Genomic DNA, 20,419 nt, shown 5'->3' with positions numbered 1-20,419 from the left:
GAGATTTGTCGGAACACATCCACGGAATAGCAAGTGTCAACCCCGCCTTCCACTTCGGCAACACGGGCGCCAGACGCCAATCGGCGTCATCCGCCCTAATTCCGCCTATATCGCTGTCAATTCGAATATGTTTCGCACATCAATTCGGCAAACGGAGGCATTTGCCCGAATTGAGTGCAGATGCTCGAATTCCAAGCGGCATGCGCCGGCCGAACGCCGAGAAACCCGGAACACGGGAAAGAGAGGGTCAGGTCGCCCGCACCGAACCGAGGATCATCTCGGCCAGCTCGTCGCGGAGCGTATCCTGGGCCGCATCCTCGAACAGCGCGTTGCCGAAGTTCGTGCCGAAGGTGGCCCGGTTCGAGATGTTGAAGAAGCACAGCGCACTGATCTGCCAGTGCAGTCGCAACGCCGAGACGTCGGACCGGAAGAGACCCGAGGCAATTCCGGCAGCGCAGATCCGCTCGAGCTTGTCGATCACCGCCCGGTTGGTCTGGGCCAGCGACGGAATCTCCAGGAGGTGACGTGCCCGGTGGACGTTTTCGATCGCCACGAGGCGGATGAAGTCGGGATTGGCGCGGTGGTGGTCGAAGGTGAACCGCACCAACCGGCGCAGCGCGGCGTCGGGGGCCAGCCCTTCCAGATCGAGCTCTTCTTCCTGCGCGCGCACGCGGGCATAGGCCTCTTCCAGAACGGCGCGGTAGAGCCCTTCCTTGTCCCCGAAATAGTAGAAGACCATGCGCTTCGACGTGGCGGTGTTGCGCACGATGCGGTCGACCCGCGCCCCCGAGAGACCATGCTCGGCGAACTCGGCGCGGGCGGCGGCGAGGATGTCGGCGCGCACCGCCTCCGGATCCTGCTTCCAGGACCGTCCACGCTTCTCCGTCTCGGCCATCGTCGCCCTCCCCTCCGTCGTCCCGCAAGGAAGCACATTTAACCCGTCGGTTCAATTCTCTTGACAGATTTAACCGGGTGGTCCATTGATGGGTGGAAGCGCAACGGAGGAGGAGCCCGTGCGAGTCGCCGATACAGACATCCAGGCACGCCGCCTTTTGGCCGGCCTCGTCGGCCGGGGAATCACCCTGTCGCGGACACCGGCGATGCATGTCGCCGAGGCCGAGCGTCAGGGCCTCTCGGGCGACTACCGGCTTCTGGACATGGACGCGCCCGAGAATTCAGGCCTGACGCTCGCGGCGGTTCTTGACCTGGCAGAGGCCGACGGCTTCGACGGGCTGAACGTCACCTACCCCTTCAAGATCGAGGTGATCGACCATCTCGACGCCCTTTCCGACAACGCGCGCGCGGTGGGCGCCGTGAACACCGTAGTGTTCGCCGAGGGCCGCCGCACCGGCCACAACACCGACCTCTGGGGCTTCGCCGAGAGCTTCCGCCGCGGCCTGCCCGACGCGGAAACCTCGCACGTCCTGCTGCTGGGCGCCGGCGGCGCGGGCGTGGCGGTGGCACATGCGCTGGCGCAAAGCGGGGTCTCCCGCTTGTCGATCCTCGACAGCGACACCGGCCGTGCCGACGCGCTGGCCGGCGCGCTGACGGCGACCCATCCGACCTTCCGCGCCGCCGCGGTGGGCGACGCGGCCCGGCTCTTCGACACCGACCGCCCCGACGGGGTTGTGAACGCCACGCCCATGGGCATGGCCAAACTGCCCGGCACCGCGATCGACACCGGGCTTCTCGGCCCGGATCAGTGGGTGGCCGACATCGTCTATTTCCCGCTCGAGACCCGGCTTCTGGCCGAGGCGCGCGACCGCGGCTGCCGGGTGCTTCCGGGTTCCGGCATGGCCGTTTTCCAGGCCGTGCGCGCCTTCGAGCTGTTCACCGGCAGGCCCGCCTGCCCCGACGAGATGAAGGCGACGTTCGACGCCTTCGCGACCTGACACGCACCAAAGGGAGGAACCTCATGCGTCTCACCGTCAAGACCCTCGCGGCGACCACCGCGATCACCCTCGGCCTCGCCGCCTCGGCGCAGGCCCAGACCATCCGCCTCGCCCACGTCGATCCCGACGAGTGGACCGGCTCCAAGAAAGGCGCGGCCGCGCAGATCTTCAAGAACATCGTCGAGGGCGAGACCGACATGACGGTCGAGCTGTTCCCGGCGGGCGCACTCGGCAACGAGGACGAACTCGTCGGCCAGGCGCAGGACGGCACGCTGCAGATGGCGCTGGTCTCGGGCGCGATGTCCAAGGCGTGCCCCGCGGCGGGCGTGCTCGACATCCCCTACACCTTCTCGTCGGCGCCCGTGGCGTGGGAGGTCCTCGACGGCGAATTCGGCGACGCGCTGGCCGAGCACTGCCTCGAAGAGACCGGCCTTCGCACGCTGGCCTACGGCGAGACCGGCTTCCGCAACTTCACCAACTCCGAGCGCGAGATCACCTCGCCCGCGGACATGGAGGGCCTGAAGTTCCGCGTCCAGCCGATCCCGCTCTACATTGAGATGGTCGAGGCCCTGGGTGGCGAGCCGACCCCGATCGCCTGGACCGAGCTTCCGAACGCGCTGTCGACCGGCGTGGTGGACGGCCAGGAGAACCCGGTCGGCGTCATCTACAACAACGGCCTGCACCAGCTGCAGCAGTACATGACCCTCGACGGCCACGTCTACGCGGCGGACTTCTTCGTCATGTCCGACGAATTCTTCCAGTCGCTCGAACCCGCTCAGCAGGAAGTGGTCCAGAAGGCCGCCGACGTGGCCTCGACCATGGGCCGCGCGATCCAGCAGTGGAACACGGCAGAGGGCGTGAAGCTCGTGCAGGAAGAGGGCATGCAGGTCTACTCGCCCACCGCCGGCGAGATCCAGGCTTTCGCCGATGCGGCACAGCCCGCTGTGATCGAGTACCTGCGCGGCGAGCTCGGTGAGCAGGCCGAGTGGATCGACCGTCTGCAGGAGGCCGTCTCGGCCGCGTCCGAGGGCTGATCCCGCAAGACGCGGGACCGGCTCCTCCTCCGCCGGTCCCGCGTCCCCGTCGGCGCGCCGCCTTCAAATCCCCGAAGGGGATGCGCGCGCCGGCACCTGTCTCCCAGCACCCCCGGAGGGTCTCATGTCATCGTTCTCGGCCGTCCTGCGGCGGATCTGCGCATTCGGCGCCGGTCTCTCGATGGCGCTGGTCTTCGGCGTCATCCTGTTCAACTCGCTGCGTCGCTACCTTGTCGGCCGCTCGGTCCCGTGGGGCGAGGAGCTGCCGATCTACCTGACGATCTACGGAGTCATGTTCGGCCTCGCGCTGGCCTACCTGACCGACAGCCACATCCGCTTTGCGGTCGTCGTCGACCTGCTGAGCGAGAAGGTCCGCGCGGGTCTCGCGCTGGTGTCGGACGGGGTGACGATCGTGACCGGGATCGCGCTGACCTGGGCGGGGGTCGTGTTCGGCCTGCGCCGGGCCGACCGCGACGCCAGCGGACTGACGCAGGCGGCCGACGCGCTGGCAGATGCCACCGGGATCACCGCGCTGGAATGGCTAGGCCGCATGGGGCCTTGGCAGTTCGCCATCGCCTTCGGCGGCGCGCTCCTGACGCTTGCCGCCATTGCCCGGCTGATCGACCGCCTGTCGGAGGGACGCACATGACCTGGATCATCCTGCTGGCCGGCCTCGTCGCCGGTGTGCCCATCGCCATCGCGATCATCGCCGCCCTGGCCTTCTTCATGGCCACGGGCGAGGCGCCCTACGCGCTGCGACTCGTCGCGAACGAGATGTTCAAGGGACTGAACTCGTTCCCGCTGCTGGCCATCCCGCTCTTCATCCTCGCGGGTGAGGTGATGAACGAGAGCGGCATCACTGGCCGGATCATCGCCTTCTGCAACGTTCTGGTGGGCAAGCTTCGCGCCGGCCTCGCGCTCGTGAACATCTGGGCCAGCGTGATCTTCGCGGGCCTGTCTGGGTCCGCAGTGGCCGACACCTCGGCAATCGGCCGGGTGTTCATCCCCGAGATGGAGCGCCACGGCTACGACCGCAGCTTCGCCGCCGCGCTGACCGCCGCCTCGTCGGTGATCGGCCCGATCATTCCGCCGTCGATCCCCGTCATCATCTACGCGCTGATCGTCTCGGGCGTTTCGGTCCCGGCCCTGTTCCTGGCGGGCATCATCCCCGGCGTCCTGCTGGCGGTGTTCCTGTCCGCCTACGTCATGGCAACCGTCAAGGTCGACGACCCGCACCCCGAGACCATCAGCGAGGCGCGCCCTGCGCGCGAAGCGCTGTTCGGTGGCATCCTGCCCCTCTTCATGCCGGTCTTCGTGGTGGGCTCGATCCTGCTGGGCATCGTCACCCCGACCGAGGCGGCGGCATTCGCCGTTGCCTACGCGCTGATCCTCGGCGTGCTGGTCTACCGTGCGATCCCGCTCGGCCGGCTGCCGTCGATCTTCACCAGCTCCATGCGCGACAGCGCGGTGATCCTCATCATCATCGCGGCGGTCACCGCGGCCAACTGGGTCCTGACCTACAATCGCGTGCCCAACATGCTGACGGACTGGGTGCTGTCGAACGTGGACAGCAAGTTCACCTTCCTGATCGCCACGATACTTCTGTTCCTTGCCGTGGGCCTCGTCCTCGAGGGGATCGCCGCGATGCTGGTCCTCGTGCCGATCATGCACCCGATCGCGGTGTCGATGGGCGTCGACCCGGTGCATTTCGGGATCATCGTCATCTTCAACCTGATGATCGGTCTCATAACGCCGCCGCTCGGGCTGTGCCTCTTCGTGGCCGAGGGCGTGGCGCAGGTCGGCATGGCGCGGCTGGTGCGGTCGATCATGCCGTTCTTCGCGGTCGAGGTGCTGGTCCTGCTGATCCTGACCTTCGTGCCGGGCCTCGTGACCTTCCTACCGACCGTGCTGGGATTCTGAGATGAAAACCTCCATCGCCACCGTCTCCATCGCCGGAACCCTGACCGAGAAGCTCGACGCGATCGCCGCAGCGGGCTTCGACGGAATCGAGATCTTCGAGCAGGACTTCGTCACCCATGACGGCGGCCCGCGCGAGGTCGGCCGGATGATCCGCGACCACGGGCTGGAGATCACGCTGTTCCAGCCGTTCCGAGACTTCGAATGCCTGCCCGAGCCCTACCGGACCAAGGCCTTCGACCGCGCGAAGCACAAGTTCGACACCATGGCCGAGCTCGGCACCGACATGATGCTGATCTGCTCCTCGGTGCATCCCCGCTCGCTCGGCGGCATCGACCGGGCGGCCGACGACCTCTCCGAGCTGGGCGAGATCGCGCGGGAGCGCGGCCTCAAGGTCGGGTACGAGGCGCTGGCCTGGGGCCGGCACGTGGACGACCACCGCGACGCGTGGGAGATCGTGCGCCGCGCCGACCATCCCAATATCGGGCTGATCCTCGACAGCTTCCACACGCTGGGCCGCGGCATCGACCCCGAGACGATCCGCTCCATTCCCGGCGACAAGGTGTTCTTCGTGCAGCTTGCCGACGCGCCGAAGATCGACATGGACCTGCTCTACTGGTCGCGCCACTTCCGCAACATGCCGGGCGAGGGCGACCTCGAGGTGAAGCGCTTCATGCAGGCGGTCCGCGCGACGGGCTATGCCGGGCCGATCAGTCTCGAGATCTTCAACGACCAGTTCCGCGGAGGCGACCCCGCGCGGATCGCGGCGGACGGCTATCGCAGCCTCGTGGTCCTGCTCGACGACGTGCGCCGCGCCGAGCCCGACACCGGCGCCCCCCGCCTGCCCGCCCGCGTCGAGACCGGCGGCATCGCCTTCGCCGAGTTCGCGAGCCGGGGCGAGGAAGCCGACACCCTTGCCGGCGCCTTCGCATCGCTGGGCTTCACGCGCAGCGCGCGGCACCGCAACAAGGCCGTGGACCTCTGGACCCAGGGCGACATCCGCCTGATCGTGAACCGCGAGGAAGAGGGCCACGCCGCCACCAGCTGGAACGCCCGCGGCACATGCGTGTGCGACATCGGCCTGTCGGTGGGCTCCGCCGCCGACGCGGTGACACGCGCCGAGGGCTTGCGGCTCGAGCCGTTCTCGCAGCCGCTCGGACCCGGAGAGATGGCGATCCCCGCGATCCGCGGCCTGTCGGGTTCGGTGATGCACCTGCTCGACGAGGGCCTCTCGACCGTCTGGGAGCGCGAGTTCGTCCCCGAGGACAGCGGCGACCGCGGTGCCGGCATGACGCACGTGGACCATATCGCGCAGACCATGTCCTACGACGAGATGCTCGGCTGGACACTGTTCTACCTGTCGCTCTTTGACATGACCAAATCGCCCATGGTGGACGTGATCGACCCCGACGGCGTGGTGCGCAGCCAGGCGGTCGAGAGCCGCACCGGCACCGGCCTGCGGGTCACCCTGAACGGGGCCGAGACCCACCGCACCCTCGCGGGAAGGTTCCTCGCCGACACCTTCGGCGCCTCGGTGCAGCACGTGGCGCTGGCCACCGACGACATCTTCGCCACCGCCGAGGCCTGCGCCGCGCGGGGCTTCGAACCGCTGCCGATCCCGGGCAATTACTATGCCGACCTCGCGGCGCGCGTGGACCTGCCCGACGCGGTGATCGAGCGGATGCGCGCGGCGAACATCCTTTACGACCACGACGGCGCGGCGGGGTTCTTCCAGTTCTACTCGCGCGCCCTGCCCGGCGGTATCTTCATCGAGGTGGTCCAGCGCGAGCCCGGCTATCGCGGCTACGGCGCCCCGAACGCGCCGTTCCGCATTGCCGCGCAGAAGCGTCTGGCGCGCACCAAGGGGATGCCCGCGCGCTAAGGAACCGGCCGCGGTCTGCGGGAACGTCCGGCGCGAACGCCACGCCCGCGGCGGGTCGGCTGCGGCTCCGAAAATCGGCGCAGAGTGGTCGCACAAGCACCGAACACGGGACACAAAGCGGCCCTCATTCCTGAATACGAAAGAAATCGGAAACGACGACCAAGTCGTACGTGGATTTCGACAGTAGACGGGGACAGCTGATGATCGACCGCGCCAATGTCTTCCCGCCCCTCGCGGGGGCAGACCGATGAACGCCGGGTTCGCACCGCGCCTCTTGCGCGGAGAGGCCACGCCGCGGCTCGTGAGCGTCGTGGTCCCCTTCCTGAACGAACGCGACACGCTGCCGACGCTGGTCGACCGCGTCTCGACCGTGCTGCACGACGCCGGCGAAAGCTTCGAGATCGTCCTGGTGGACGACGGCAGCACCGATGGCAGCGGAGAGGTCGCCGCCGAGCTGGCGCGGCGTTGCCCGCCGGTGCGGCTCATCACCTTCCGGCGCAACTTCGGCAAGGCCGCGGCACTGTCCGCGGGCCTCGGCGAGGCGCGCGGCGACCTGCACCGCTTCACGCCCGCACTGCTGCACAGCGCCGGGTTCCGGATCACCGAACTGCCGATCAAAGCACGAGCCGCGGCGCTTCGGCCATTCCAAGTTCGGCTCGGGCCGACTGATGCGCGGTCTGCTCGACCTGCTGACGGTGCTGCTTCTGACGCGCTATCGCTCGCGTCCGCTGCACTTCCTCGGCGGCATCGGCCTCGCCATCGGCGCGCTCGGCGCGCTGGGGCTGATCTACATGACGGCACTGTGGTTCCTCGGCATGGGTCCGATCGGAGACCGGCCGCTCCTTCTCTTCAGCATCATGGCCTCGCTCGCGGGACTCCAGTTCATCGGTGTCGGTTTGGTGGGCGAGTTGATCGTGGTCTCCAAGGGCGGCCAGGGCGGGCATTACGTGCTCGACGACCGCCGCGCCGTGATCGACGGCCCAGAGGAGGCCACCGCCCATGCTCGCTAACGCCTACACCTCCACGGTCCACTTCGCCCGCCCGCTCGCCGACACGCTCGGTGCGCTCGACTGGCTCGAGGCGCGCGGCCGGACCCACCGCACCCCGCTCTGGCTGCGGACCTTGTTCGAGATCTACCGGGTCGACGGCCTCGTCGCGCTCGACCTCTGCTGGTGGAGCTTCGCCGCGCAGGATGCGGTCGCTGCGCATCTCGCCGACCGCCCCGACGCACGTGTCTTCGAATACGGCAGCGGCGCCAGCACGCTGTGGCTGGCGCGACGCGCGGCCGAGGTCCACTCGGTCGAGCATGACCTGGGCTGGGCCGAGGTCATGCGGGGCCAGCTTGCCCACGTGTCGAACGCGACACTGCACGCGGTCGCCCCCACCACGCGCGGCGCCGGTCCCTGCACCGCGCCGTCGGGCCGACGCGGCTATGCCGACAAGGACTTCTCGGACTACGTGCGGGCCATCGACGCGGTCCCCGGTCAGTTCGACGTGATCGTGGTCGACGGTCGGGCCCGCGCCGCGTGCCTCGAGCACGCCCGGTCCCGTCTCGCGCCCGGCGGCATCGTCGTGTTCGACGATCCGCACCGCGCGCGCTATCGCCCCGCCATCGCGGCCTCGGGCCTCGAGGTCACCGAGCTGCGCGGCCTCAAACCCTGCCTGCCCTACCGCGACGGCACCGCGCTGCTGCGCCGGACCGCCTGCGCGCAGGCCCTGTCCGACGGATGATCGCCCGGCGTTGGCTCCGCCGCGCCGGCGCCGCCCTGGTGGTGCTGTCGCTGGCGCTGCTGGCGCGGGAGCTCTGGCGCTTTGGCCCCGAGGCGCTGCGCCTCGCGGCGACCCCGGGCCTGCTGGCCGGCGCAGTCGCGGCCTCCATCGTCTATGCCGCCCTCCTGACCCTGCCCGCCGCGGCCTGGAGCTGCGCCCTTCGCGAGCGCGCGGACGCCCCGCTGGTCTCCGGCGCTGCGGTGCTGGTCTACGCCCGCTGCAATATCCTCAAGCACCTGCCCGGAAACGTCTTTCACTTCGGCGGACGCCAGGTGATGGCGCGCGAGGCCGGCTGGAGCCACCGAGCCACCTTCCTCGCCTCCGCGCTCGAAGTGGCCGCGATGCCGCTGATGGCCGCCTGTGCCGCGCTATCGGCCCTGATGCTGTCCGGCTATGCCTCCCCGCTCGCGGCTGCGGTCCGCCTGTCCCACTCGATGCCTCCGCGGCTTCTAGCGTTCGGCCTTCTCGCGCTTGTCATCGCAGCGCTGGTGGCAGCCGGTCTCGCACGCCACCGTGGCCTCGCGCTCAGGGCGCTCGCCGCGATGGCGGCGCTGGACCTTGCCTTCTTCGTCGGCAGCGCAGCGCTGATCGCCGCGCTCGCCCCCGCGCTGACCGCCGCCGGACCGGCGGAGCTGTCCGCCATTGCCGCCGCCTACCTCGCCAGCTGGATCCTCGGCTTCGTGGTGCCCGGAGCGCCCGGCGGCCTTGGCGTCCGGGAAGCCGCCTTCGTGCACTTGGCCGCCGCCGTGATCCCGGTTCCGGCGGCGGTGGCGCTGGCGCTACTGGCCCGTCTCGTCACCACGCTGGGCGATCTGTGGTTCGCGCTCGCGGCCAGCGTCGCGACCCTGCCGGGCGCCACCGTCCGGAACGGAGGATAACGCATGAGTTCTCTCGACACGTCCTGCCGCACCGCGCGCGGCCCCCTGCCGGCGGCCCCGGCGCTGACCCGAGCGCGACCGCTCGTGATCGGGCTCGTTCTGGCTGTCGCGCTCCTGCCCATGCTCCTCTACCCGCTGGGCATCTCGGGCGACTATCCCAACCACCTCGCCCGGGTCTGGATCGAGCACCGGCTCGCCGCGTCGGATGCGCTTCGGGAGAATTTCGTGGTGGACTGGGGCATCTACCCCGATCTCGCGATGGACCTGTTCATGCGCCCGCTCATGGCGCTGACCGATCCCTACACCGCGGGGGCCCTGTTCAACGTCCTCGCCGTGGCGATGCTGCCGCTGGGCGTGGCGCTGCTGTCGCGGGTCACCACGGGCCGCGTGGGCCTGCCGGTGGCGGCCTCGGCGCTGCTGCTCTACGGCAAGCCGCTGGCCTGGGGCTTCATCAATTTCGTGTTCACCGTGGGCCTCGCTCTGTGTCTTTTCGCACTCTGGGTGCGGATGCGTCCGGGCTGGCCACGCACGGCGCTCTTCGTCCTGCTGATGCCGGTCCTCTTCTTCAGCCACGTGCTGGGCTTCCTGCTCTTCGGCTACCTCATGCTGGCCTACGAGATCGGCCGCTTCGCCGCCGGAGAACGGGGCCGCCTCACGGCCTTCCTGCGCGGACTGGTTTTGCGCGACGGCCTGACCACGATCCTGCCGCTGGCCCTCTTCGCGGCCAGCCTGCGCGACCGCCTGTCGGGGCTGGAGACCGAGATCTCGGGGTTCGGTGGCCTCGCAAGCCGCGGCCAGGCGTTGGTCGCACCGTTCGACTTCGACAACGGCATTGCCGCGGTCTTGGTTCTCGCGGGGTGCTACCTGACACTGCTTGTGGCGTTCCGCCGCGGCTGGCTCACTCTGACCCCGGCGCTGCGCCCGGTCTTCTGGGCCAGCGTGGCGCTTGTCCTCGTGGTACCGGCGGCATTCTCGGGGATCTCGTTCCTGCACATCCGCTTCGGCGCGATCCCGGCGGCGATCCTGCTGGCGGGGGCGACGCTGACTCCGGCGGGGCGCGCACGGGCGCTGCCGCTCGGCGCCGTTCTGATCGGGCTTCTGGCGGTGCAGCAGGTCGTGGTGCACGAGCGTATGTCCTTCCTCGACCGCGCGCAGTCCGAGGTCCGCGCCGCGGTCTCGGTCCTGCCCGAGGGTGCCCGTGTGCTGGTCGGCGCCGACGAGGTGACGCCCTTCGTCTACAGGATGAACCACGCGCCGGCCTTCGCGGTGATCGAGGCCGACGGCTACCTGGCCAACCTCTTTACCAACACATCGCCCGTTGGCGTGACCGAGCGCGCGCAGCCGCTGCACCGCCCTCAGGCCTGGCCGCTTTCGGCCGAAGAACTGGCCGAGGGGGCCCGCCGCGCCCCGTCGACATCGGAGGCGCCGAACGGCATCCACGACGATTACTTCCACGGCTGGCCCCGGACCTTCGACGCGCTCGTGTGGTTCATCACGCCGGGCGGCACTCTCCCCGACGAGACACACCTGCGCGAGATCGAGCGGCACGAAACCTTTCGCCTCTACGCCGTCGCGCGCGGGACGGAGTAAAAGCACCGCGGGTCTTTCGAGCGCAGGCTTGCCCGACCGGCCATGACATCACCGCCCTCTTGCGATCGCGGCGAGATCCGCCTCCAGCAGGAAGGCGTCGGGCCTGTCTGCAAAGACCACGTCCTGCCCCCGCCCGACCCCGAGGTGCAGCGGCTCGTCTCGCGGCAGCAGAACGGCGCCCACCGCCATCCGGATATCGGGGCTCGCATTCGCGTGCGAGCCGTGGATCAGCCGGTGGTCGAAGACCAGAGCGTCGCCGGCCGCGAGCGGCACGTCGACAAGGTGATCGCGGCGCAGCACGTCCTCGATCCCGGCATAACGAAACCCGCTCCCGATGGCCCGGAGCGGCTGGTCGTGCAGGTGGCTGCGCGGCACGACCTGCATGCATCCGTTGCCGGACGATACGTCCTGCAGGGGCACCCAGACGCTGATGCTGCGGGCCCGCGCCTCGTCCACGAAGGACCAGTCCTGGTGCAGCGGCAGATCGTGCCGGTCGCTTCCGGGGCTCCGGGCCACGACGCTCGCCAGCACGATCCGCGCCTCGCCGAACAGCGGGGCCAGCGCCGGTGCGAGAACGGCGCGGATCGCCTCGTGCGCGCGGCGGCGGAGGTCGGGCGGCTGCAGAACACTGGTGAAAAAGCCCGACGCCGCGCCCGTCATCGCAGCACCGCAGCAGGCACGGAGCGTCGTCGCCTCCCCGGGCCCGAGAAGCGGCGTGGTCGCGAAGCCCTCTCTGGCGAGAGCGGCGGTAAGCTCTTGGGCCGTGGGGCGGGATGGGCGTATCGTGTCTAGCATCGGAATGCCTCCTGGCGTCGGGGCAGGATCAGGGGACCGCCATGCAGGTGACGGACCGGTTCGAGGGCAATCCCGTCCGGGTCGGCGACCGGATCGGCCGTGGGCGGCTGGGCGAGGTCTTCGTAGTCTCGGCCGGCGCGCGGGACCTTGCCCTGAAGGTCTATCGCGGGTTCCGGGCCCATCCGCGCGACGTGGCCGATGCCATGCGCCGCGCCGCCCGATCGGGCCTTCTCTTTTCCGACGCGCGCGCCGGTCGGCTGCGGCTGGCCCCGGCCATTGGCGCCGTGACGATCGAGGACGCGGGCGATACGGTGCCCGGGCTGTTGATGCCACGCGCCCACGGTCGGCCCCTCGGTGAATGGGTCGAGACCGGGCCGGACCGCGCGGTGCGGCTGGAGGTTCTCGGCAGGCTTCTTGCCGGGCTGGCGGCTCTGCACGAGAAGGCGCTCGCACATAACGACCTGTCCTTCGGCAACGTGCTGGTGGGCGCGGATGTCTGGCTGATCGATTTCGATCGTGCGGGGGACGCGCCGCCACCGCTGGCGCGCGCGGGGCTGTTCTACGACCGCGTGGCGACCGGCCCCGCCGAGGACGTGCGGGCCTTCGTGTGCCTTGCCGCGATGGTCCTGTCGGGGCGGCATCCGTTCATCGCCGATCCCGCGCAGTTCGTGCGGGAGGCCGATGTCGGGGCCGCTCCTTTCTCGCGTACGCCGGAGCCGCCCTCCGATGCCGACCTCACCGAATTCTACCGCCTCGCACTTGCCGGCGCGGTGGGGGCGCGTGACCTCCTGCCGCTCTGGCCGGGTCACTGAAAGATCCCCAGGACCAGAAGGAGACCGGCGAGAAAAATCCAGCGCGGCGCCGCGTGGCAGAGGCCCGTCACCGCCGCGCGGACGCCCGTGCGCAGATCGTCTCCGTACCGCAGGATCAGCTTCGAGCGCATCCGCTCGGCCAAGGCGTCGGCGCTCGTCCGATCGAGCGGGCCGAGGCGCAGCCCGCCGAGGGTGAGCACCCGGATCGCCGTGGCCGCCACCCGGCAGCGCGGGCAGGTGGCACGAAAGATCAGCGTGGGGCGGTCGAGGATCATGGCCAGGCTCCCTGCCCCGAGACCACAGCCAGCGCCGCCGCCGCGAACACCGTGGACACGGTGCGCCGGTCGTCGGCGAAGACGGCGCCGGGGACGTGGCCGCCCTGCGCCACGCCAGAGGCGCCCAGCCAGTGCGGTGTGACCCGCAGGCAGCGCGACGCGGGCCATCCGCCGTCTGGGCGTTGCAGCCCGGCGAGCGTCGCGGCCAGCCGCCGCGTCGCGGTGCACTCGGGCGCGTCGAGGGCGGCGAGAAGCGTCGCGCAGGCGAGGTCGAAGGCGCTGCCGATCCGCGACAGCGCGGGCGAACGGAACGGATCGCCGCCCGCGACCGGACCCAGGACGGTCCGGGCCATCAGCGTGGGATAGAAGGCAGACGTCCACCAGTGGCCGCGGACCGCACCATCGGCGTCGCGGCAGGCCGCGAGCCACGACCGCGCGCCCGGATCCAAGCCGAGACGCGTCTCCGTGGCCATCAGGGCCACTGGCGTGACGCAGGCATGGGCCTCGCCCCAACCATCGGCGGCCCTGTAGGTGGCGAAGCCGCCCTCCGGAATGCGGTGAGACGCAACGAAGCACAGGTCGGCGATTGTCGTGTTCTGGTCCAGCCTGACACGGTCGAGCAGCAGCGCCGCCCATGCGGTGCTGTCGGCGTCAGGTGGCACCTCGGCGTTGTATCCCCACCGGCCCGCCGGGGCGGTGCGGGTCAACCAGGTCGCCGCGCGGTGCGCGAGGGGGTCCGCGTCGGGCTGGCCGGTTCCCGAAAGCACGCGCCCCACCAGCGCCGTGGTCCACGCCTCCGCACGTCCCACCGGCAGGCGAAAGTCCCGCCACGCGCCGTCCGCGTCCTGCGCGCCGGCGAGGAAGTTCACGGCACCGGCCACCGCGGCGTCGAAACCGCCCCAGGCCTCGGACCAGTTCGGCGAAGGCGCAACCCGGCCCATCATGTCGCGGGTTCCACGTAGATGTTCAGCCGCTGTCCCTTGCCGCCCATGCCTGTGCCCAGAAGCGCGAGGCGGCCGGCATCAAGGACCGGCGCGGCGCCCGGGATTTGGGCGCGCAGACGCTCGTCCAACCCCGGAGACACGCCCGCGACGCGGCGGCAGTCCGGGCAGAGGCAAACGTCGAGCTTGAGCCCGTCCGGTTCGCCCGATCCGGACGCGAAGGACAGACCCAGCGTCAGTCCCGACGCCGGCCAGGCCGCCCGCGCTTGCAGGATCGCCAGGGCCGGTTCGGCCTGCCCCGGCGCCAAGAGGTCGGCAAGCCGGGTGGCGGTGTCGGCCGGCGCACGGAGATAGAGCTTGACCCGCGGGGGATGCGGCGCGGGCGCGACCTCGAGCGCCAGCGATACGCAGCGCGCCAGCCCCGTGAGACGCCGCAGGAGCGCCGCGCGATCCGCGCTCGGCGGCAGCAGGCAGTCCAGCGCCCCGATCATCTCGGGCCAGACCGGAGCGCCGGTTTCGGCCATTGCCTCGGCGTTGAGGTAGAGCGCCACGCCGTCCGCGAAGGGCGCTGTCCCGCGCGACAGCCGCCCACCGATCCAGAGCGCGCCGACCAGCGGCTGCGGCACGAGGGGCGCACACCAGCCGACCGCGTCCCGCCAGCCGAGCCCGCGCACCAGCGCATCGGCCAGCGCGAGACTGCGGCGGTGGCGCTCTTCCGGCGCGTGGTCGAAGAACGGATCGAGCAGAATGCGCACCTCCGGCGCGTCCGCCCCCGTGCGGCGGGAGAGACAGACCTGCACGGGGGCGCCGGAGCGGTTGAGTCTGCTCCGCTCCGGATCGGGTGGGCGCATGGTGCCGTGCGCGGGGTCCACCAGGCCTGCCCCGGCGCAGATGTCCGTGAGTGTATCCGGGGGCAGGCCCGCCACCGCCAGAGCGGCCCGGACGAGGGTATCGCTCGGGCCGCAGTGGCGGAGGGTCTTGGTGTGGGACGGCGCATGCGGCGGTCGTTGAATTCCCATGCCGGTCTCCGTGATGGCTGGGTGTCTGGGGCAGGTTCGGGCGGGCGGTTCGGCCTACGGCGAGGGATCGACCTGGATCAGCACCTCACCGGGCGAGCCCTCGGCGCCGGGCAGACCGGGTGCGCCCGGAGAGCCGGGATTGCCCTGCGCGGCGCGGTTGCCGTCTCCGCCTCGGCGTCCGCCGAGACCGCCTGCACCGGCCGCGCCGCCGGCGCCGCCCGCCCCGGGCGCGCCGACCTCGGAGGACCCCGAGAAGTCGCCGTCCACGAGGTTCTGGTAGAGCACGATGATGTCGCCGCCATCGGCGCCGTCGCCGCCGTCTCCGCCCCGGCCACCGTTGCCGCCGTCTCCTCCGCGCCCGCCGTTGGCCGAAGGTTCGCAGCCGTCCCCGTTGCCGCCATCGCCGCCCGCGCCACCATTGCCGCCGGGCCCGCCATTGCCGCCGTTGCCGCCCCTGCCGCCGAAGTTCGTGGCCTCGATGTTGCCGATGAGGTCGCGCACCTCGATCACCAGATCGAGCGGTGACGGAGCGTTGCCGCCCTTGCCGCCGGCCGAGCCGTTGGTCCCGTCGTGGCCGGGGCCGCCCGCGGTGGGCGCGGTGTCGCCGTACCAGTGGCAGCGGGCCTTGTCGCCTTCGGCCCCGGCGCCGCCGGTGCCCCCTGCCGTTCCGTTGAACCCGTTGGGTCCGTTGGCTGAAACTACTTCGAACTCGGACATGATCCTGTTCCTCGAATGAACTTGGTCGTCATGGGAAATTTTCGGCCCCGGTCAGGGAAAGAGCGGGTCGCGGTTCAGCGGGTTGACCGTCAGCACGTGGTTCGGCAGCGACAGGCCCGGGTTGATCAGCGCGGGCCGGCGCACCTTGGTGGCCGAGACCGTGAGGTGGCCGTGGCTGCGGATGCGGCCGCCGGACTCGATGATGATCTCGTAGGCGGTCAGGTTGTGCACGCCGGTGCCAAGCGCCAGCGTCGAGTTTCGCTTCACCACGATCTTGGTCTTGAGCCAGACCGCGACCTGGAAAGTCTCGAAAAAACTTTCGATGGCGGGCTTGAACTCGGCCACGCTGGCCACGTCACCGTGGATGTAGGTCCGGGCGGCGGCGCGCAGGGTATCGACCTCGATGGCGCTGAGGCGCGCCTGCTGCGGCTCGGCCTTCACTCGGTCGACCGACGCCTTGAGCGCGCCCGCGTCCACCTTGGTGATCTCCGACAGCCGCGCGCCGGACGTGGCCGAGGCGCTGCGTGCCGTTCGCGCGCGGCGCCGGGTCGCGGTCCGTGCGGCGGCGGCCCCCGCAAGACCGCCGATGTCGATGTTCGCGGCCCGGATGATGCCCTCGAACGGCTGGACCCGGCGCGACTGCACGGCCTTGTCCGGCGAGCCTATCCAGCGGCGCAGGGTGTCGAGGTCGCGGGTTTCGAAGATCATCGGGCTGACCGGGCTTTCGCCCACCATCTCGAGCCGGAGGCTCTTGCCGGCCTCGACCTCGATCGTCTCATCGTCGAGCGCGTCCGGGTTGACGCCGAGCCGCGCGAGACGCGCACGGAAATCATCGCGGTCCTCTTCGGGAATGGCACTCAAGTCCATGGCATGTCTCCAATAAACTGCGGTCTAGATCATTCTGAAATTGCCAATCATCATCCGCGATTCGCTAACAGGTTGTCAATTTATCCGAATAAGTATCATTTAAGTTGACTAGGCTCCGCGCACGAAAACGCCCCAGCCACGAGGGCCGGGGCGTCCGGGTGCATTGCCTGTCGTCGGCCCCACGCGCGGGCCGGCTGGCGACCTATCCGTAGATCAGCCTTGGCAGCCAGATGATGATCTGCGGGAACACCATGCAGAGCGTCAGGCCCACCACCTGAAGGAACAGGAACGGCAGCGCCGCCTTGAAGATATCGACCATGGGGATCTCCGGCGGCGCGACGCCCCGCAGGTAGAACAGCGCGTAGCCGAACGGCGGCGACAGGAAGCTCATCTGCATGTTCACGAGGTAGAGCACGCCGAACCAGAGCACGAGGTCCTCGGGCGCATCGAGTCCGAACGCCTGGGCGCCCAGCGCCTTGATGATCGGCACGAAGATCGGAACGCAGAGCAGCAGGATGCCCACCCAGTCGAGGAACATGCCGAGGATCACGAGGAGCGCCTGCATAAGCAGGAGGATGCCCCACGGCCCAAGGCCCGTCGCGGCAAGGCTGTCCTGCACGAACTGCTGGCCGCCCTCGAGCACGTAGAGACCGACGAAGATCGTCGCGCCGAACATGATCCAGATCACCATCGCGCTGGCCTTGAGCGTCGTGAGGCAGGCTTCGCGCACCGTGGGCCAGTCGAGCTTGCGGTGGATGGCCGCCACGATGAATGCACCGAAGGTGCCGATGCCCGCGGCCTCCACGGGCGTTGCCACGCCAGAGAAGATGACCCCGAGAACCACCACGATCAGCGCGATCGGCGCCGCCATGTTGCCCAGCAGGCGCAGCTTGTCGCGCGAGCTTACGCGCTCCTCGACCGGGATCGGCGGACCGAGGGTCGGGTCGATGTAGCTGCGGATCACGGCATAGGCGATGTACATGCCCGACAGAAGGAGGCCCGGGATCACCGCACCGATGAACAGCTCGCCCACCGACTGCTCGGCCACCACCGCGTAGATGATCGCGAGGATGGACGGCGGGATCAGGATGCCGAGCGTGCCGCCGGCCATGATCGAGCCCATGGCGATCTTGGGGTCGTATCCGCGTGAGAGCATCGCCGGAAGCGCGATGATCCCCATGGTGACGACCGCCGCGCCGATCACGCCGACCATCGCGGCCAGGATCGTGGAGGCGAGGATCGTCGCCGCGGCCAGGCCGCCCTTCACGCCGCCGAGGATCTTGTAGATCACGTCGAACATCTCGTTGATGAGACCCGCCCTCTCGAGCATCGCCGCCATGAAGATGAACAACGGGATGGCCGACAGCTGGTAGTTCGTCATCAGCGGGAAGATCCGCGACGGCACGATGTTGAGCGCGCGCGCGTCCCCCAGAACGAAGAGGAACACGCAGGCCAGACCGCCGGTGACGAAGGCCAGCGGAAGGCCGGCCATCAACAGCGTCAGGAGCGACCCGAACATGATGACGGTCAGCCACTCAATTCCGATTTCGAGTCCCATCAGACGGCCTCCCTTTCGTGCATTGCCGCGCCGGTGGGCCGGTCCGGGGGCAGGTCGTCATTGCCGCGCAGCGCACGGATGTCCTTGCCGAGCTTGGAGATGCCCTGAAGGAGCAGCAGCAGGCCGCCCATGACCATCACCCACTTCATCGGCCAGAGCGGGACCTCCCACTCGTTGAAGCTGATCTCGCCCCAACGGATGTTCGGATCGGTCCACTGGTTCAGGCCCCAGCCCGAGACGGCCTCGCCGAAGCCAATCTGCCCGCGGGCCCACTGGCTCACGAGGCTGTTGCCCGTCGGCACGGCCAGCGCGTCGAAGGCGAAGATCCACGAGGTGACAAGGAGAGTGCCGGCGAAGATGAAGAAGAAGATCGAGGTCAGAAGATCGACCCATGCCTTCCGCTTGCGTGGCAGGGGGGCGTAGAAGATATCGACCCGCACATGGGTCTCGGTCAGCATCGCGTAGGCGCCCGCGATCAGGTATTGCATACCGAACATCAGGTACATCGCCTCGTGGGCCCAGTTGGTCGGGCTGCCGAAGACGTATCGCGCGATGACCTCGTAGTAGTATACGAAGACCGCGATCACCGCCCAGTAGGCGGCGAACTCGCCCGCGAACAGCGACAGCCGGTCGATCCAATTGGTCGCGTAGTCGGAATCGGCCTTCGGTGTCTCGGCCGCGGCGTCGTCGGCCGGGGCCGAGATCAGCGTCTTCTCTTCCGGCGCATCGGCGAGACGCGCGTTGGCGCGGCGCACGAGGAACGGGATCAGCACGGCGTCGATGACGAGAAGCGCGAGAATGGCATAGAACGCCCATTTCGCCGCGTTGTTGTAGAATGCCCGGTCGCTGCGCGCGGAGGCCAGCGCCTCGCTGCTGCCCTCCAGCGTCTCGTTCGCCTCGGCCACCCTCTCGGCGCCCTCGGTGATCTGGTCCTCGGCACGCGACAGGCGGCGCTCGGCAAGGCGGCGCTGGACGCTGCCCTCCTCGGTGTCCGCGACGGCGGCGCGCAACTCTTCGACCTGGGCCTCGGCTTCTGCGACGCGCGGCTCCTCGCGCTCGATCGCGCGTTCGGCGACACGCACCTGGTTGGCCAGCTCGGAGACAACGGTCCGCGCCTCCTGGCCGCCGGCATTGGCCCACAGGATCACGAAGAAGATGGGGATGTAGACGAGGCCAAGAAGGTTCCTGAGATAGAACCGGTGCATCCCGAGGATGCCTCCGGTGACCCAGATCAGGTAGGCTAGGACAACAGAATACCGGTTTTCGGCCGGTTGTGGGCGGCGGGCCAACGCCATGGCCACGAGGGGAAAGACGATCAAACCGACCCAGTAGAGCCAGTGGGGCAGCGTGAAGCTGAGGCCGGGCATGTGCGGCACCTTTTTCGGACGTGCAGGGACAGACCGCCGCCCGGACGATGCCGGGCGGCAGCACTCCTAGGATGGGAGGGGGATCAGAGCTTGAGCTCGAGCCCTTCCGTCAGGGACGGATCGACGTAGCCGAGCGAGCCCGACTGCATGTAGTCGAGCTGGATCTTGAAGACCCGCGCCGCGTCGGTGTCGCGGTTGGCGTAGTCGAACCAGATCGGCACGGCGATCTCTGTCATCAGGTCCACGTCATCCTGCGTGAGGCGCGTGACCTCGGTGCCGTCGGCCTCGAACTTCGACCACGCCTCCTGGTCGGCCTTCTGGATCGCGGCGTAGTGCATGTCCGAATAGACGTGCGTCTCCATTTCGACGAACTGCTTCATCTGGTCCGACAGCGCGTCCCAGGCCGCCTGGCCGACGGTGATGTCCATGATGTCGACCGGCTGGTAGAGCGACATGAAGCCCGGCGGGCCCATGACGATGTAGTCGGTGACCTGGCTGAAGCCGAGCGCGTAGTTCACCGCCGGTCCCACGTAGTCGGCCACGTCGATGGTGCCCTTCTCGAGCGCGGGGAAGATCTCGGACCCCGGAAGGACCGTGGTCTCGGCCCCGAGCTCGGTAAAGACCTCGGCCACCATGCCGCCCGGCAGGCGCATCTTGCGGCCGGCGAAATCGTCGATGGACCGGATCGGCACCTTGGAGTGGATGATGTTGGCGTCGTGGTGGACCGGGCCGACGAAGTGCATCCCCTGCGCCGCGTAGAGTTCACGCGCGATGTCGATGCCGCCCAGACCGTAGTAGAACGTGTCGAATTCCGCCGGCTGGCGCAGGCCCAGCGGGATCGACGTCAGGAACGTCGCCGCGGGGATGATGCCCTGCGCGTAGATCGTGAACGGGTTCACTGCCTCCAGCACGCCGTTCTTGACCGCGTCGTAAAGCTGGAAGTCGCCGACCACGTCGTTCGCGCCGAACGGTTGGAACGTCAGTTCGCCGCCGGTCTTTTCCTGGATGCTCGCGCACCAGTCCCTGAAAATCTGCAGGCCCGCCATGCACCTCCGGGGAACTGCCGCCACGCGCAATCTCCGGTGCCGTCGTTCGGCACCGGCTC

General features: G+C 69.3%; 20 protein-coding genes and 1 pseudogene. 11 read left to right on the top strand and 10 right to left on the bottom strand.

Annotation, left to right across the window (positions count from 1 at the left end):
* Nucleotides 1-247: 247 nt before the first annotated feature.
* The gene (locus BMX29_RS07820; RefSeq protein ID WP_092811734.1) at nucleotides 248-895 is read right to left on the bottom strand and encodes a TetR/AcrR family transcriptional regulator; all 648 of its coding nucleotides are present in this window, start codon (nucleotides 893-895) and stop codon (nucleotides 248-250) included.
* A gap of 118 nt (nucleotides 896-1,013) precedes the next feature.
* Here BMX29_RS07820 and BMX29_RS07815 point away from each other — a divergent pair, with 118 nt between their 5' ends.
* From BMX29_RS07815 to BMX29_RS07765, 10 genes and pseudogenes are all read left to right on the top strand, one after another.
* Entirely contained in the window at nucleotides 1,014-1,892 is an 879-nt protein-coding gene (locus BMX29_RS07815; RefSeq protein ID WP_244889187.1) for a shikimate dehydrogenase, read from the top strand.
* A gap of 23 nt (nucleotides 1,893-1,915) precedes the next feature.
* Nucleotides 1,916-2,926 (top strand): DctP family TRAP transporter solute-binding subunit, encoded by a 1,011-nt coding sequence (locus tag BMX29_RS07810; protein ID WP_092811730.1) that lies wholly within the window; start codon nucleotides 1,916-1,918, stop codon nucleotides 2,924-2,926.
* A gap of 124 nt (nucleotides 2,927-3,050) precedes the next feature.
* Nucleotides 3,051-3,575, top strand: a complete 525-nt coding sequence (locus tag BMX29_RS07800) for a TRAP transporter small permease (RefSeq protein ID WP_043841738.1) — start codon at nucleotides 3,051-3,053, stop codon at nucleotides 3,573-3,575.
* A complete protein-coding gene (locus BMX29_RS07795) occupies nucleotides 3,572-4,846 on the top strand; it encodes a TRAP transporter large permease (RefSeq protein ID WP_043841740.1) in 1,275 nt (424 codons plus the stop codon). Before BMX29_RS07800 ends, BMX29_RS07795 begins: the two co-directional genes overlap by 4 nt.
* A gap of 1 nt (nucleotide 4,847) precedes the next feature.
* On the top strand, nucleotides 4,848-6,725 hold the full coding sequence (locus tag BMX29_RS07790; RefSeq protein ID WP_092811728.1) for a bifunctional sugar phosphate isomerase/epimerase/4-hydroxyphenylpyruvate dioxygenase family protein: 1,878 nt from the start codon (nucleotides 4,848-4,850) through the stop codon (nucleotides 6,723-6,725).
* A 247-nt stretch (nucleotides 6,726-6,972) separates the two neighbouring features.
* Nucleotides 6,973-7,221: pseudogene (locus BMX29_RS19875) on the top strand (glycosyltransferase); the annotation flags it as partial.
* Nucleotides 7,222-7,393: 172 nt separating this feature from the next.
* Nucleotides 7,394-7,735, top strand: a complete 342-nt coding sequence (locus tag BMX29_RS07780) for a hypothetical protein (RefSeq protein ID WP_092811726.1) — start codon at nucleotides 7,394-7,396, stop codon at nucleotides 7,733-7,735.
* Nucleotides 7,725-8,456 (top strand): class I SAM-dependent methyltransferase, encoded by a 732-nt coding sequence (locus BMX29_RS07775; protein WP_092811723.1) that lies wholly within the window; start codon nucleotides 7,725-7,727, stop codon nucleotides 8,454-8,456. Before BMX29_RS07780 ends, BMX29_RS07775 begins: the two co-directional genes overlap by 11 nt.
* Nucleotides 8,453-9,373 carry a hypothetical protein gene (locus BMX29_RS07770; protein ID WP_092811721.1) on the top strand — a complete coding sequence of 307 codons (921 nt, stop codon included), beginning with the start codon at nucleotides 8,453-8,455 and terminating at the stop codon, nucleotides 9,371-9,373. The genes BMX29_RS07775 and BMX29_RS07770 overlap by 4 nt, the downstream gene beginning before the upstream one ends.
* Before the next feature lie 3 nt (nucleotides 9,374-9,376).
* The gene (locus tag BMX29_RS07765; protein WP_092811719.1) at nucleotides 9,377-10,963 is read left to right on the top strand and encodes a glycosyltransferase family protein; all 1,587 of its coding nucleotides are present in this window, start codon (nucleotides 9,377-9,379) and stop codon (nucleotides 10,961-10,963) included.
* 48 nt (nucleotides 10,964-11,011) lie between these two features.
* Here BMX29_RS07765 and BMX29_RS07760 read toward each other — a convergent pair whose 3' ends face one another.
* On the bottom strand, nucleotides 11,012-11,758 hold the full coding sequence (locus BMX29_RS07760) for a phytanoyl-CoA dioxygenase family protein (RefSeq protein WP_092811717.1): 747 nt from the start codon (nucleotides 11,756-11,758) through the stop codon (nucleotides 11,012-11,014).
* Between the two features lie 41 nt (nucleotides 11,759-11,799).
* On the opposite strand from BMX29_RS07760, the gene BMX29_RS07755 reads away from it, so the two are divergent.
* Nucleotides 11,800-12,570, top strand: coding sequence for a protein kinase family protein (locus BMX29_RS07755; protein WP_092811715.1), 771 nt, complete (start codon nucleotides 11,800-11,802; stop codon nucleotides 12,568-12,570).
* On the opposite strand, the gene BMX29_RS07750 is transcribed toward BMX29_RS07755, so the two are convergent.
* The 8 genes from BMX29_RS07750 to dctP all read right to left on the bottom strand — a co-directional run bounded on the left by BMX29_RS07750 (nucleotide 12,564) and on the right by dctP (nucleotide 20,384).
* Entirely contained in the window at nucleotides 12,564-12,845 is a 282-nt protein-coding gene (locus tag BMX29_RS07750; RefSeq protein WP_092811713.1) for a hypothetical protein, read from the bottom strand. The genes BMX29_RS07755 and BMX29_RS07750 overlap by 7 nt on opposite strands.
* Nucleotides 12,842-13,789 (bottom strand): prenyltransferase/squalene oxidase repeat-containing protein, encoded by a 948-nt coding sequence (locus tag BMX29_RS07745; RefSeq protein WP_092811711.1) that lies wholly within the window; start codon nucleotides 13,787-13,789, stop codon nucleotides 12,842-12,844. Before BMX29_RS07745 ends, BMX29_RS07750 begins: the two co-directional genes overlap by 4 nt.
* The gene (locus BMX29_RS07740; RefSeq protein WP_092811709.1) at nucleotides 13,786-14,805 is read right to left on the bottom strand and encodes a hypothetical protein; all 1,020 of its coding nucleotides are present in this window, start codon (nucleotides 14,803-14,805) and stop codon (nucleotides 13,786-13,788) included. Before BMX29_RS07740 ends, BMX29_RS07745 begins: the two co-directional genes overlap by 4 nt.
* 54 nt (nucleotides 14,806-14,859) lie before the next feature.
* Nucleotides 14,860-15,522 carry a hypothetical protein gene (locus tag BMX29_RS19185; protein ID WP_175471155.1) on the bottom strand — a complete coding sequence of 221 codons (663 nt, stop codon included), beginning with the start codon at nucleotides 15,520-15,522 and terminating at the stop codon, nucleotides 14,860-14,862.
* Between the two features lie 51 nt (nucleotides 15,523-15,573).
* A complete protein-coding gene (locus tag BMX29_RS07730; protein ID WP_092811707.1) occupies nucleotides 15,574-16,389 on the bottom strand; it encodes a hypothetical protein in 816 nt (271 codons plus the stop codon).
* Between the two features lie 202 nt (nucleotides 16,390-16,591).
* Nucleotides 16,592-17,947, bottom strand: a complete 1,356-nt coding sequence (locus BMX29_RS07725) for a TRAP transporter large permease (protein WP_043841755.1) — start codon at nucleotides 17,945-17,947, stop codon at nucleotides 16,592-16,594.
* Nucleotides 17,947-19,314 carry a TRAP transporter small permease subunit gene (locus tag BMX29_RS07720; RefSeq protein WP_092811705.1) on the bottom strand — a complete coding sequence of 456 codons (1,368 nt, stop codon included), beginning with the start codon at nucleotides 19,312-19,314 and terminating at the stop codon, nucleotides 17,947-17,949. Before BMX29_RS07720 ends, BMX29_RS07725 begins: the two co-directional genes overlap by 1 nt.
* Nucleotides 19,315-19,397: 83 nt before the next feature.
* Nucleotides 19,398-20,384 carry a TRAP transporter substrate-binding protein DctP gene (dctP, locus tag BMX29_RS07715; RefSeq protein ID WP_244889184.1) on the bottom strand — a complete coding sequence of 329 codons (987 nt, stop codon included), beginning with the start codon at nucleotides 20,382-20,384 and terminating at the stop codon, nucleotides 19,398-19,400.
* Between the last annotated feature and the right edge of the window lie 35 nt (nucleotides 20,385-20,419).

The sequence above is a fragment of the Roseivivax marinus genome, from assembly GCF_900109705.1.
GTDB lineage: Bacteria > Pseudomonadota > Alphaproteobacteria > Rhodobacterales > Rhodobacteraceae > Roseivivax > Roseivivax marinus.
The sequence above is the reverse complement of the archived record's forward strand: the minus strand, read 5'-3'. Positions and strand labels throughout refer to the sequence as shown.

What these genes read in the sequence shown, in the direction of transcription:
- BMX29_RS07820 (WP_092811734.1), bottom strand. Translation starts at nt 895, where the DNA reads ATGGCCGAGACGGAGAAGCGTGGACGGTCCTGGAAGCAGGATCCGGAG.
- BMX29_RS07810 (WP_092811730.1), top strand. Translation starts at nt 1,916, where the DNA reads ATGCGTCTCACCGTCAAGACCCTCGCGGCGACCACCGCGATCACCCTC.
- BMX29_RS07800 (WP_043841738.1), top strand. Translation starts at nt 3,051, where the DNA reads ATGTCATCGTTCTCGGCCGTCCTGCGGCGGATCTGCGCATTCGGCGCC.
- BMX29_RS07795 (WP_043841740.1), top strand. Translation starts at nt 3,572, where the DNA reads ATGACCTGGATCATCCTGCTGGCCGGCCTCGTCGCCGGTGTGCCCATC.
- BMX29_RS07790 (WP_092811728.1), top strand. Translation starts at nt 4,848, where the DNA reads ATGAAAACCTCCATCGCCACCGTCTCCATCGCCGGAACCCTGACCGAG.
- BMX29_RS07780 (WP_092811726.1), top strand. Translation starts at nt 7,394, where the DNA reads ATGCGCGGTCTGCTCGACCTGCTGACGGTGCTGCTTCTGACGCGCTAT.
- BMX29_RS07775 (WP_092811723.1), top strand. Translation starts at nt 7,725, where the DNA reads ATGCTCGCTAACGCCTACACCTCCACGGTCCACTTCGCCCGCCCGCTC.
- BMX29_RS07770 (WP_092811721.1), top strand. Translation starts at nt 8,453, where the DNA reads ATGATCGCCCGGCGTTGGCTCCGCCGCGCCGGCGCCGCCCTGGTGGTG.
- BMX29_RS07765 (WP_092811719.1), top strand. Translation starts at nt 9,377, where the DNA reads ATGAGTTCTCTCGACACGTCCTGCCGCACCGCGCGCGGCCCCCTGCCG.
- BMX29_RS07760 (WP_092811717.1), bottom strand. Translation starts at nt 11,758, where the DNA reads ATGCTAGACACGATACGCCCATCCCGCCCCACGGCCCAAGAGCTTACC.
- BMX29_RS07755 (WP_092811715.1), top strand. Translation starts at nt 11,800, where the DNA reads ATGCAGGTGACGGACCGGTTCGAGGGCAATCCCGTCCGGGTCGGCGAC.
- BMX29_RS07750 (WP_092811713.1), bottom strand. Translation starts at nt 12,845, where the DNA reads ATGATCCTCGACCGCCCCACGCTGATCTTTCGTGCCACCTGCCCGCGC.
- BMX29_RS07745 (WP_092811711.1), bottom strand. Translation starts at nt 13,789, where the DNA reads ATGATGGGCCGGGTTGCGCCTTCGCCGAACTGGTCCGAGGCCTGGGGC.
- BMX29_RS07740 (WP_092811709.1), bottom strand. Translation starts at nt 14,805, where the DNA reads ATGGGAATTCAACGACCGCCGCATGCGCCGTCCCACACCAAGACCCTC.
- BMX29_RS19185 (WP_175471155.1), bottom strand. Translation starts at nt 15,522, where the DNA reads ATGTCCGAGTTCGAAGTAGTTTCAGCCAACGGACCCAACGGGTTCAAC.
- BMX29_RS07730 (WP_092811707.1), bottom strand. Translation starts at nt 16,389, where the DNA reads ATGGACTTGAGTGCCATTCCCGAAGAGGACCGCGATGATTTCCGTGCG.
- BMX29_RS07725 (WP_043841755.1), bottom strand. Translation starts at nt 17,947, where the DNA reads ATGGGACTCGAAATCGGAATTGAGTGGCTGACCGTCATCATGTTCGGG.
- BMX29_RS07720 (WP_092811705.1), bottom strand. Translation starts at nt 19,314, where the DNA reads ATGCCCGGCCTCAGCTTCACGCTGCCCCACTGGCTCTACTGGGTCGGT.